Raw genomic sequence first — 12,312 nt, forward strand, 5'->3', positions numbered from 1 at the left:
ACAGTTGAACCAGACGCCCAAGCTCAATTCTTTCCGCTCCGGCCCCGACGAGGACGGTCGTTTCGGCATTTTCGGTGGTCGCTTCGTTGCGGAAACCTTGATGCCGCTGATCCTCGATCTGCAAGGCGAGTGGGAGAAGGCGAAGACGGATCCGGAATTCCAGAAGGAACTCTCCGATCTTGGTACGCATTATATAGGCCGACCGAGCCCCCTTTATTTCGCGGAACGCCTGACGAACCATCTGGGCGGCGCGAAGATCTACTTCAAGCGTGAAGAGCTTAATCATACCGGCTCGCACAAGATCAACAACTGCATCGGGCAAATCCTTCTCGCCAAGCGAATGGGCAAGACGCGGATCATCGCGGAAACGGGCGCTGGCCAGCATGGCGTGGCATCTGCCACTGTCGCGGCGCGTTTCGGCTTTCCCTGCGTCATCTATATGGGCGCGACCGATGTGGAGCGTCAGGCGCCCAACGTATTCCGCATGAAGCTCCTGGGCGCCGAGGTTATACCTGTCACCTCCGGCAATGGCACGCTCAAGGACGCTATGAACGAGGCCTTGCGTGACTGGGTCACCAATGTCGATTCGACATATTATCTAATCGGCACCGCCGCAGGTCCGCATCCCTACCCGGAAATGGTCCGCGACTTCCAGTCCGTCATCGGTATCGAGGCGCGTGCTCAGCTTCTGGAGGCTGAGGGGCGGCTTCCCGATCTCGTCATTGCGGCTGTGGGCGGTGGCTCCAATGCCATTGGCATCTTTCATCCCTTCCTTGATGACGAAAGCGTTAAAATTGTTGGGGTAGAGGCAGGAGGCCGCGGACTGCAAGGCGAAGAGCATTGCGCCTCCATTACAGCGGGTACGCCGGGCGTGCTGCATGGCAATCGAACCTACCTGCTGCAAAACCCTGACGGTCAGATCCTCGAAGGGCACTCCATTTCAGCCGGTCTCGATTATCCGGGCATTGGGCCGGAGCATAGCTGGCTGCACGACATCGGCCGCGTGGAATATGTGCCGATCATGGATCAGGAAGCGTTGGACGCATTCCAGTTGCTGACGCGCCTCGAAGGCATTATTCCGGCGCTGGAGCCGAGCCATGCAATCGCGGAAGTCATCAAGCGCGCCCCCCAGATGGGCAAGGAAGAGATTATTCTGATGAATCTCTCCGGACGCGGCGACAAGGACATCTTCACCGTCGGCAAGATTCTCGGAATGGAGATGTGACATGACTGCGCGCATGGATCAGAAATTCGTGGCCCTCAAGCAGGAGGGGCGCCCGGCATTCATCACTTATTTCATGGGCGGCGACCCGGATTTCGAGACCTCGCTCAGCATCATGAAGGCATTGCCCTCAGCGGGCGCCGACATCATCGAACTGGGTATGCCTTTTTCTGACCCGATGGCTGATGGTCCTGCAATCCAGCTGGCTGGACAGCGGGCGCTGAAGGGTGGGCAGACCTTGGCGAAAACCCTGGATCTCGCGAAGCGTTTCCGCGAAGAGGACCAGGAGACGCCCATCGTCATGATGGGCTACTACAATCCGATCTATATCTACGGCGTGGACCGGTTCCTTGACGATGCGCTCGCGTTTGGCATCGATGGCTTGATCGTCGTGGACCTCCCGCCGGAAATGGATGACGAACTCTGCATTCCGGCCCTTGCCAAGGGTATCAATTTCATCCGCCTTGCGACGCCGACAACCGACGAAAAGCGCCTCGTCACCGTTCTCAAGAATACATCCGGCTTCGTTTACTACGTGTCGATGAACGGCATTACAGGTTCTGCCTTGCCGGATCCTTCGCTTGTGGCCGGCGCGGTTGCCCGCATCAAGAGCCATACGGACCTGCCGATCTGCGTCGGCTTCGGCGTCAAGACGGCCGATCATGCCAGGGCCATCGGCGCGGCTGCCGATGGCGTCGTCGTTGGCTCAGCCATCGTAAGCGAGATCGCCAGCAGTCTCACCGAGGAAGGCGCCGCCGGTCCGGATACGGTGTCAGCCGTTGCAACCTTCGTAAAAGGCCTTGCGACCGGCGTACACGGCGCACGTCTTGTTGCGGCTGAATAGTTTCCCACATTGGGATTAAGTAAATCGGGAGTACAGCAAGTGAATTGGCTTACCAATTACGTCCGCCCGCGGATCAACTCCATGCTCGGCCGTCGGGAAGTCCCGGAAAATCTCTGGATCAAGTGCCCCGAAACGGGCGAGATGGTATTCCATAAGGATCTGGAAGAAAACAAGTGGGTCATTCCCGCCTCTGGCTTTCACATGAAGATGCCGGCCAAGGCGCGCCTGAAGGACCTGTTCGACGGCGGAAATTTCGAGTCCCTGCCGCAGCCGAAAGTTGCTCAGGATCCACTGAAATTCCGCGATTCCAAGCGGTACGCAGACCGCCTCAAGGACAGTCGGCTGAAAACTGAGCAGGAAGACACGATCCTGGCTGGTGTCGGCCAGGTCCAGGGGCTGAAGCTCGTGGCCGTCGTTCATGAATTCAATTTCATCGGCGGGTCGCTTGGAATGGCTGCCGGAGAGGCGATCGTTAAAGCCTGCGAGCGCGCATTGGCGGAGAAGTGCCCGCTGGTAATATTCCCGGCCTCGGGCGGCGCCCGCATGCAGGAAGGTATCCTGTCCTTGATGCAGTTGCCGCGTACGACGGTGGCTGTGAACATGCTGAAGGAAGCGGGCCTCCCCTATATCGTGGTGCTGACCAACCCAACGACAGGTGGGGTGACCGCGTCCTATGCCATGCTGGGTGACATCCACATCGCAGAGCCCGGTGCAGAGATCGGTTTTGCCGGCAAGCGCGTCATTGAACAGACCCTGCGCGAAAAACTGCCGGAAGGCTTCCAGACAGCGGAATACCTGCTCGAGCACGGCGTGGTGGACATGGTCGTCAAGCGACATGACATTCCGACCATGCTGGCCAAGCTCCTGAAGATCCTTACGAAACAGCCCGTTCAGCAGGCTCTTGCCGCTCCCGTCGCCGTGCCGGCCTGACAGCGGTTGAATGCGGGAATGCCGATCATGAATGAGCCCGTTGCAAGCGAGGCCGAGCGAGAGATCGAAAGGCTGATGTCTCTTCATCCGAAGGGATTTGACCTGTCGCTCGACAGGATCAGCCAGCTGCTGGAGCGTCTCGGCAACCCGCACAGGAAGCTCCCGCCCGTCATCCACATCGCGGGAACGAACGGAAAAGGCTCGACAAGCGCCTTTTGCCGGGCGCTGCTGGAAGCTGGCGGTTATGCAGTGCATGTTCATACTTCGCCGCATTTGGTCCATTGGCATGAGCGTTACCGCATCGGCGTCAAAGGCGGGCGTAGCAGGCATGTAGAGGATGGACTTTTTGCAGATGCGATCCGCCGTGTCGCTGCCGCCAATGACGGGCAAACCATCACCGTATTCGAAATCCTTACGGCCGTTGCCTTCGTGCTGTTTTCTGAACAGCCGGCCGATGCCGTCGTGCTCGAAGTTGGGCTCGGCGGGCGCTTCGATGCCACAAATGTCATTGCCGATCCCGCAGTCTCGGTGATCATGCCAATCTCGCTCGATCATCAGGCCTATCTTGGTGATCGGGTTGAACTTATCGCTGCAGAAAAAGCCGGCATCATGAAGCGCGGCCGGCCCGTGGTCATTGGCCAGCAATCCTTCGAATCGGCGCGCGACGTGCTCGTCTCGACTGCGGAGCGGCTCGGCTGTCCCGCCGCTATCTATGGTCAGGATTTCACTGCGCATGAGGAGTTTGGCCGCCTGATCTATCAGGACGAGTTTGGCTTGGCTGACCTGCCTCTGCCGCGTTTGCCGGGGCGCCATCAGTACGCGAACGCTGCCGCGGCCATTCGTGCCGTCAAGGCGGCCGGCTTCGGCGTCACCGACGCGATGATGGAGCAGGCCATGACAACGGTGGAATGGCCTGCGCGCCTGCAAAGACTCAGTGAGGGAAAGCTATTGGGCTTCGCCCCTCCAGGCGCAGAAATCTGGCTGGATGGCGGGCATAATCCGGCTGGTGGGGAAGTGGTCGCCGAGGCCATGGCCGCTTTCGAGGAGCGCCAGCCGAGGCCGCTTTATTTGATCATTGGAATGATCAACACCAAGGATCCTATCGGCTATTTCCGCGCCTTCGCAGATCTGGCCGAACACGTTTTCACAGTTCGCATTCGCGATTCGGAGGCCGGGCTGGATCCGGTGGTCCTGGCTCATGCGGCGTTCGACGCGGGACTGGTCGCGGAGCCGGCGGGCTCCACGGCCGAGGCGCTGGCGGAGATCACGCGCAGGCAGCTGCCTGGGGTTCCGCCTCCGCGCATCCTGATCGGCGGATCGCTGTACTTCTCCGGCAATGTTCTGGCTGACAACGGTACTCCACCGACCTGATTGCAAACCCCTTACAAAGGAAAAGGCCCGGCTGCATGAGCGGCCGGGCCTTTTCCTTGAAGAGTAAATGCGGTAGCGCCTGATCAGGCAGCGCTGGAAATCCAGGCCGAAAGAGCTGTCTTCGGCTTGGCGCCGACCGAGATATCTGCCACTTCGCCGCCCTTGAAGATGGCAAGCGTTGGAATGGAGCGAACGCCAAACTGCGCAGCGAGCTCCGGATTCTCGTCGATATTGAGCTTGGCGACCTTAACCTTGCCGGCCAATTCGGTAGCGATTTCCTCAAGGCTCGGCGCGATCATCTTGCAGGGGCCGCACCATTCCGCCCAGAAGTCCACAACCACCGGCTGAGCGGAGTTCAGAACCTCGTCTTGGAAATTATTGATATCGACTTTCACGGTAGCCATGAGGCTCTCCTTCGCGATTTCGTGTTGTCCTGAATGTGAGCGTGACGCTCTAAATTTTCAATGGCCGCTATCTCACTTTGTTTTGAGTTCCGCAAGCGAGCGAGCCAGCAGGTCGTGCGGCAGGATAACGACATCCGCCGTCTCGGTATAGACGAGCACGCAGTCGATGGTCTTGTTCGGGTAAAGCGGATTGAGGATTTCACGGTAGATGGCGAGCTGAGCCCGGTGAGCTAGGGGAACACTATCCGGACTGCGTGGAGGTTCTCGGTTCGTCTTGTAGTCGAGGATGATGACGCGGTCCTTGGTGACCGCCAGCCGGTCGATGCGGCCGGATATGGCATAATCTTGACCCTCTAGCGCCAGCGTCCCCATGATCGACACTTCTGCTTGAGACTGCGTGGAGAATACCTCCGCGAGCTCCGGTTGGGAAAGAACGGAAAGAACGCCGGCAACCAGCTTTTCCCGCTCCGCAGCCGGCCAGAAGCGCGCTGCCCGCTCGGCATAACGCTGTGCTGCAGCGGGTCGTTCGGGCTCGGGAAAATCAGGCAGCATCTGCAGCATGCGGTGAACGAGCCGGCCCTTCTGCAGGCCGAGCCCACCTTTGTCCTTCTGACCAAACAGAGGGGAGCTGACGATCAGGTCGTCAGCCTCGTCGTCAATCATCACGCCGGCGCCTGAAGGGCTGAGGGGCCGGGGCAGCAGTTTGTGAAACGGCAAAGGACGGGAAAGCGCGGCTGGCAGAGGAGCGTGCTTGCCAAGGACCTCTGCCGCCTTTCCCCTGCGGACGGTTTGCCCAGGCGCCGATGGCAGCCGCCATTTGAAGCCCGGCCATGTACCCTCAGGACCTTCGAATTCTGCGGGTTGGCAGTGATAGGCATTGGCCGAAAGCGCCGAGGAAATCATGGCCTGCCAGGTGCCGATATTCTCGACTTTGCCGCGGTAGCCGCAAATGGTCAGGCGGTCGGCGGCGCGCGTCATGCCGACATAGAGAAGCCGTCTGTACTCCTCCTCCGTCTGCCCCTTGAGCCGCTGATCATCCTCCGCAGTAAGGGCATTGCTCAGCGCCTTGCCCGGCACCCAGGCCGGAACCTCTTCACCGGCGACCTGCAGAAGCCGCAGTTTCGGAACGTGTGAAGATATGAAGGCCTTGGAGCCGCTATCGACGAGGAAGACAACCGGAGCCTCCAGGCCCTTGGACGCATGCACGGTCATGATCCGCACCTCGTTCCGCCCGGAATCCTGCTCACGTTTCACCTCAGGCGACTCGATCTCCAGCGTCGAAATAAAGGCCTGAAGCCCCGGCAGGCCATGTGTTTCGTGATCGAGCGCGAAGGTCAGAAACTCGTCGAGAATATCGCCAGCTTCCGTACCGAGCCGGCCGAGGAACTTCCGCCGCCCACCCTGCTGGCCGAGAATCCGGGCAAACAGGTCGTGGGGGCTGATCTGCCGGGAGAGCGCAAGCAGCTGGTGGAGCCGGTCGGCAATCTCTCTTAACCGCAATGGTTGGTCCGCGGCCAACTGATTGAGGTAGGCCCAGGCGCTTGTTTGCTCAGGGCGTAGCGCCGTGACCTCGAACACATCCTCTTCCGAGAGGTTGAACAGCGGGCTCTTGAGAACGGCAGCCAGCGATAGATCGTCTTGCGGCAAAAGCAGGAACCGCCCAAGCGCCAGAAGATCCTGCACGGCAATATGGCTCGTCAGGCGAAGCCGATCCGCGCCGGCCACGGGAATGTTGTTGCGCCGCTTGAGCGCTCTCGTCAGCGCATTGACGAAAGCGTCGCGCTTGCGCACGAGTACCAGGATGTCGCCGGCTTCGATCGACCGCTCCACGCCCTTATCGATGATTGTTTCCTTGCCGATCATGTCGAAGACGCGGTTTGCGATCCGGGATGCGAGAATGGCCGAGGGTGCCTTATCCGGCGTCGCATCGAAAGGTGCCGTCCAATCTTCCTCCTGATCGGACGCCTCGGGCACGATGACCTCCCAGAAATCGACTTCCCCCGGATGCCCTAGCCGGTTGGATCGGTGCTGCACCGGCTCCCCTTGAGCGCTCAATCCCCGTGCATTGTCTTCCAACGAAAACACTTGGTCGACAGCCGCCAGCACGTCCGCCGTGGAGCGGAAGGACAGCGGGAGCCGCACCGGCTGAAAGCCCTGGCCGCTGGCCTTAACCCGTCTTTCGGTTTCCGCCCGCTCTTCGGCAAACCGTTCCGGCCGCGCACCCTGGAAGGAATAGATCGACTGCTTTTCATCTCCGACGGCGAAGATCGTACGGCGTGTCTCGCGGGCGCCGCTGCCGGAAAAGAAATCCTCCGCCAGCGACTTGATCACCGTCCACTGGATAGGGCTGGTGTCCTGCGCTTCGTCCACCAATATGTGGTCAATTCCCTGGTCGAGCTTGTAATGGACCCAGGCGCCGACGCCTTCGCGGGTGAGCAGATCGGCCGTGCGGGCAATGAGATCTTCGAAGTCGAGCAGGCTGCGCTGTTTCTTCAGGTCCTCGTAGTCTTCGTGAAGCCGCCGAGCCAGCGTCAACGCCGCCTTGGTCGCCTTGAACATCCGCACCAGACGCAGGCGGTCGCGCTGTGCGGCAATATGGCTGCGGGCCGATGCAATCATATCGGCAAGATCGGGCGCTGCCGTCAACATGGCCTTTGCCACGAGCGACGAATCAGCCTTCGGCTTTCCCTCCCGCGTCAGGAAGATGGCATCGAGATGCTGGGCTCGCTTGAAGACGTCAGGCTCCTTCATGACGAGCCTTAGGCCGTAGGCAACGTCCGCCACCTTGGACCCGCCCTTCTGGTCGGCCAGCGCAAGATAAAGGTCGAGCGCCAGCCCCGATAACGCCGGTAGCGGCCAATAGTCGCCCGCAATACTGTCTTCTGTATCGGCAGGCTGAAGGCCAAAAGCCCGTTTCAGTTCGATGCCCACTCCGCCATGACGTTCTGCCCGCGCGATGAAACGCCGGATAGCGGTCCGTCTGGCGATGATATCGGATAGAAGCGTTTCAAGACCGAATTCGTCGCCGAGGTCGAGAACATGCGCAAATGCCTCGGCCAGCTCCGGATCCTCCTCTGCGGACGTTGCTGTGAGAAGGGAGCGGCGGGCTTCTGCAAGCAGTGCAGAGGCGGCGCGGTCGTCTAGAACGGAGAAATGTCCGGCGACATTGGCTTCCAAGGGAAACTGATGAAGCAGTGCTTCGCAGAAGGCATGAATTGTCTGGATCTTCAGGCCACCGGGCGTTTCCAGCGCCTTGGCAAAAAGCCGCCGGGCTTCCGCCAGCTTGTAAGAATCCGGCTCACGACCTTCTATGTCGGCAATGCGCTGCCGCAGATCCTTGTCGCTCAGCACCGCCCATTCCGACAGCCGCTGAAACACGCGGTTTGACATCTCGGAGGCAGCGGCCTTCGTGTAGGTGAGGCACAGAATGGCGGAAGGGCGGCAGCCTGCAAGCAGCAGGCGGATCACCCGTTGCGTCAGCACATGCGTCTTGCCGGATCCGGCATTGGCGGAAACCCATGCGGAACTCTCTGGATCGGAGGCGCGCGATTGCTGGACGGTGGTCCAGTCGATCCATTGAATTGGGTCGTCACTGTCGGGAAGGAGTTCACTCATCCGTTTCGGCCTCCCCTTCATCATCTGCTGTGGACCACTCGGCCACACGCGCCAGATGATCATATTCGCCGCCGAAATTGCTCTGCATCATCGGCACCAGCCGGGAGGCGAAGCCTGCCTGGTTTTCACGAAGAGCCACCACGAAGCGGGTTAACTGGTCGATCGATTCCTGCGCCAGATCGAGCGCTGATTTCGGCTGTCGCTTGGCAGTGGCGCCGGCATTTTCGTTGTTGACCTTATCCTCCTTGAAACGGTCGCCCGGCCGCAGACGCACGTAAAGAAGATCCTCCGGCGTCAGCGCGCCGAGCTTTCGAAAGGCCCCTGCCTTGAGGGCCGCCGCTTCCAGTGCAAGCTGTGGATCGAGAAGAGATCGCGCCTGTGACACGGACGGGTTGAGGCCTGTCTTGTAATCGATGATATCAGCCCGTCCGGAACCCTTGATGTCGATGCGATCGGCAATGCCGGTTACCCGGATGCCGGCACCCTCCACCTCGAAACCTGCACCCACCTCCGTCAACGTCTGGCGAATATCGGGCGCACGCTCCGCCTCCCAATCCAAGAAGGCGCGGCCGACTTCCAGGAAGCGTGGTCGCCAGACGCGGTCGATATGGGGCGGAAGACGCTCCTGGTCGAACAGATCGTTGGCGACCACCTTCATGGCTGTTGCCGCCGCTGCCGATCCAGGCATGTGACCCTCTGACGTATAGCGCTCGATGATCGCATGGTAGAGCGTTCCACGCTGCGCCGCGCCCGGATCCTGGTTGAAAGGATCGACTGGCTGCAGCTTGAGAATGCGGTGCGCATAGATGGAATAGGGATCACGGCGCAACCGTCCGACTTCGCTGAAGGAATAGGTCTTCGGCTGTAGTTCGGCTGGCGGCTTTGGTGCTGGACGTTTGGCCGGGGGCTGGTTTTTGCCTATATCGATCGCCGTCGCCCAGTGGCGATATTGCTCGCCACGCAAGCGCAACTCATCCCCGAGGGCCATACCACCCAATGCCAGCAGGCGCTGTAGCCAGCGTGACGCGACGGTCGGAGTCGAGCCTTGTCGCGTGGACCGCGACAGGATGAGATGACGCGTACCGCAGGCCATTTCAAAGTCGTGGGCCAATTGTCCGATCCGACGTTCCGGCGGTTCAAGCCCCATCTCCGTCTTCATCGTGCGGGAGAGGAATGGGTTGTTGACGGTTTGGCCCGGCCAGGAACCCTCGTTAAGGCCGCCGAGGATCATGGTATCGACGCTTTGCAGCCGCGCTTCAAGCGTGCCGAAGATGAACACACGCGGATGACTGAGCGACCGCGGCTTCACCGCCTCGCTGGTTGTCAGCGCCATGACAATATCGATCCACTGTGGACCGTCAGCCTCCATCTGACCCTCAGTGGCAATCACCTCGGACAGAAGGTTTGCAAGCTTCTCGCCAGCTTCCCCTGCCCACAGGCCGGCAAGGCTGCCCCGTTCATCGATGCAGAGCGCTTCCAGCGCCCGGGCGGTGCGTTCTGCCCAGTCGGCGAGCGACAGCTTCGCGGTCAGTCCGCGGCCGTCGGGACGCCGGCTGACGATCGCCGAGGCAAGAGGTTCGACCGCCTTTTCAAGCCGGGCGGCAAGATCCCTCGCCTGATCCTCGGCCCCCTTTGCAATCGCAAGGCGCCATGGCGGCGGATGGCGATCTTCTTGCTGTTGCGTAAGCCGGATTTCCAGCAAGGGGGCCAAGGCCGAGATGTCCATGTCGCCCAGGCCGCCGCGGAGCCCGAGCAATTCCAGGGCTTCGACGGCAGGCCGCACATCGGGCGCTTGAAGCCCTAGCCGCAACAGCGGGTGTTTCAGAAGCCCGACAATGGCGACAGGGTCGCCGGGCCGCAGCGTCGCTTCCAGAAGAAGCTGCACGAGCGTTCCTTGCGGCGTTGCCGAAAGAGGTGCTCCTGCCGAATCGTCTGCGACGATGCCGAAACGCGAAAGTTCCGCAGCTACTCGCCTTGCAAGCCCCCGATCCGGCGTGATGAGCGCAGCTTGGCTCTCGCCGCCGTTTCGCCCAGGCGTTTCGAGCGCAAGCCGAAGAGCAATGGCGATGGCAACCGCTTCTTCCCGCTCATTGGCCGTCTCCAGCAAGGCGACATCCGAGAAGGCTATAGAGAGCCGAGACGGGTCTGTCTCTTCCCGCCAGTGGTTCCAGCTATCGGTGGCTTTCGCCGGCAACAGCGCTTGCGACAGGACTTCGGAACGGTAAAGGAGGTCTGGCGGCGCCTCGCCCAGGGTCTTCACTTCGTCCCGACTGACACCCAGTTTCTTCAACAACCGGTAAAGTCCGAACTGCGGATGGCTGCGACTGGAGGATTCGACGCTGCCGTCGAAGCGCTCTTCGCCGATCATCTCCCACTGGTCGGCGGCCATGGAAAGGTCGAGGCCGGGAAGCACGACAGCACCGTTGGGAAGGTCCGCGATCGCTGCGATAAGGTCAGCGGCGGCGGGGACCGAACCCGTCGATCCGGCCACGATCATGGGCCCGCGATGATGCCGAAAAGAGATGCGTTTCGCCTCGCCACGCAAAATGGTGGCCTGATGCTTAGCCGGCGAAGATCGATGTAGTTCTTCAAGTCGGGCTGGCCAGAACGCGCTGGCGATCGACAGAAATTCTGCGGTAAGCTGCCACCAAAGGGCATGTTGTCCTGCGTCCAGTTTACCGAGATCGGCCCAATCACGCTCTTCGGTTTCGACGGAGTCGATCAGTTCGGCAAGAGCCCGGGCCAGCCAGATGGCGTCGGCTGGACTTGCAGGCGCAATTAACGGCGACTCGGAATGGATATCGAGAACGATTTTCGGCAGCTGGTTGCGCCAGGCTAGGATCAGCTTGCCCAACTCCAGCAGCCGCGCCGTTCCGCCGATCGGCAGTGCAAGGTCGGCCTCCTCAGGCACCACCAGATCGAAAAAGCCGCTATCGTCATCCGTCTCGCCGAGGGGACGGATTGTCGGAAGAATTGCGGCTCGTCCTCCCAAAAGATCGACGAATTCCGAGCGAAGTACACGCGCGGAGCGCCGGGTCGGCACGAAGATCGTGACATCGGCGAGCGAAAGCGGGTCGCTCGGGTCGTAGCGAAACCCTTCGTTCAGCTCCCCATTACAGAGCGCGGCAGCGACCGTTTGCAGAAAGGGCGCGGCCGGCGGGATGGTGAAGACATGCTTCGCTTGCTGCGCCATCCATCAAGTCCCACTGATCTGGCGGATGACGTCCTCGGCTGCCGGTAGAGCTTCCGGTGTGCCGACTGTGATCCACTGACCGTCCATCATGATGCCGAACAGCCGGCCGGCGGCAATCGCCCTGTCGAAATAGATGTTGAGGTTGAAGGGTTCAGTGGGAGCATCATCGAGAAGTGCTGAATGAAGGACGAGGGCGCCCGCATAAACGACCGGATTGTTGTCCTCATCCTTGTATCGGGTGAGCCTGCCGTCGGGCGCCAGGTTGAAATCCTTCTTGCCGTTATGCCCCGTGGTACGGTCCAGGGAAACGCACAGCAGCGCCATGTCCATCCGGTCCGGGTCGAAGAAATCCGCGAGCCGTTCGAGATTACTCTTCCGCCCCGGCGTCTCGCCTATCCAGAAGAGGTCGGCATTCATCACCAGGGTCGGACCTGGCTGAAGCAGCTTAAGCCCCTTGGCAAGACCACCGCCGGAATTCATCAATGCCGACCGCTCGTCGGAAACGAGGATTTCCATGCGTGGATAGGCTTGAAGATGCACCTCCATTTGATCCGAGAAATGGTGCACGTTGACGACAGCACGCGTCACGCCGGCATCGGCAAGCGCATCAAGGCCATAGTCGATCATTGCCTTGCCGCAAATGGGCACCAGCGGTTTCGGAATTGTGTCTGTGATGGGCCGCAGGCGCGTGCCAAGCCCTGCGGCGAGCACCATGGCCTGTGTGATGGTCATT

8 protein-coding genes are annotated in these 12,312 nt (G+C 60.6%); 4 read left to right on the top strand and 4 right to left on the bottom strand.

The window, feature by feature from the left end:
- The first annotated feature begins 4 nt into the window (after positions 1 to 4).
- The 4 genes from trpB to EPK99_RS24325 are packed head-to-tail and all read left to right on the top strand — an operon-like array spanning position 5 to position 4,367.
- A complete protein-coding gene (gene trpB, locus EPK99_RS24310) occupies positions 5 to 1,225 on the top strand; it encodes a tryptophan synthase subunit beta (RefSeq protein WP_128445681.1) in 1,221 nt (406 codons plus the stop codon).
- A 1-nt stretch (position 1,226) separates the two neighbouring features.
- Positions 1,227 to 2,066 (top strand): tryptophan synthase subunit alpha, encoded by an 840-nt coding sequence (gene trpA, locus EPK99_RS24315; protein WP_128445682.1) that lies wholly within the window; start codon positions 1,227 to 1,229, stop codon positions 2,064 to 2,066.
- Positions 2,067 to 2,105: 39 nt separating this feature from the next.
- On the top strand, positions 2,106 to 2,996 hold the full coding sequence (gene accD / locus EPK99_RS24320; protein WP_128445683.1) for an acetyl-CoA carboxylase, carboxyltransferase subunit beta: 891 nt from the start codon (positions 2,106 to 2,108) through the stop codon (positions 2,994 to 2,996).
- A gap of 27 nt (positions 2,997 to 3,023) precedes the next feature.
- The gene (locus EPK99_RS24325; RefSeq protein ID WP_245582559.1) at positions 3,024 to 4,367 is read left to right on the top strand and encodes a bifunctional folylpolyglutamate synthase/dihydrofolate synthase; all 1,344 of its coding nucleotides are present in this window, start codon (positions 3,024 to 3,026) and stop codon (positions 4,365 to 4,367) included.
- An 83-nt stretch (positions 4,368 to 4,450) separates the two neighbouring features.
- On the opposite strand, the gene trxA is transcribed toward EPK99_RS24325, so the two are convergent.
- The 4 genes from trxA to EPK99_RS24345 all read right to left on the bottom strand — a co-directional run bounded on the left by trxA (position 4,451) and on the right by EPK99_RS24345 (position 12,311).
- Positions 4,451 to 4,771 (bottom strand): thioredoxin, encoded by a 321-nt coding sequence (gene trxA / locus EPK99_RS24330; protein ID WP_128445685.1) that lies wholly within the window; start codon positions 4,769 to 4,771, stop codon positions 4,451 to 4,453.
- Between the two features lie 72 nt (positions 4,772 to 4,843).
- Positions 4,844 to 8,386: a double-strand break repair helicase AddA gene (addA, locus tag EPK99_RS24335; RefSeq protein WP_128445686.1), complete on the bottom strand. Its 3,543-nt coding sequence runs from the start codon at positions 8,384 to 8,386 to the stop codon at positions 4,844 to 4,846.
- The gene (gene addB / locus EPK99_RS24340; protein WP_128445687.1) at positions 8,379 to 11,579 is read right to left on the bottom strand and encodes a double-strand break repair protein AddB; all 3,201 of its coding nucleotides are present in this window, start codon (positions 11,577 to 11,579) and stop codon (positions 8,379 to 8,381) included. Before addB ends, addA begins: the two co-directional genes overlap by 8 nt.
- 3 nt (positions 11,580 to 11,582) lie before the next feature.
- On the bottom strand, positions 11,583 to 12,311 hold the full coding sequence (locus tag EPK99_RS24345) for a nucleotidyltransferase family protein (protein ID WP_128445688.1): 729 nt from the start codon (positions 12,309 to 12,311) through the stop codon (positions 11,583 to 11,585).
- Between the last annotated feature and the right edge of the window lies 1 nt (position 12,312).

The sequence above is a fragment of the Neorhizobium lilium genome (genome assembly GCF_004053875.1).
Classification (GTDB): domain Bacteria; phylum Pseudomonadota; class Alphaproteobacteria; order Rhizobiales; family Rhizobiaceae; genus Neorhizobium; species Neorhizobium lilii.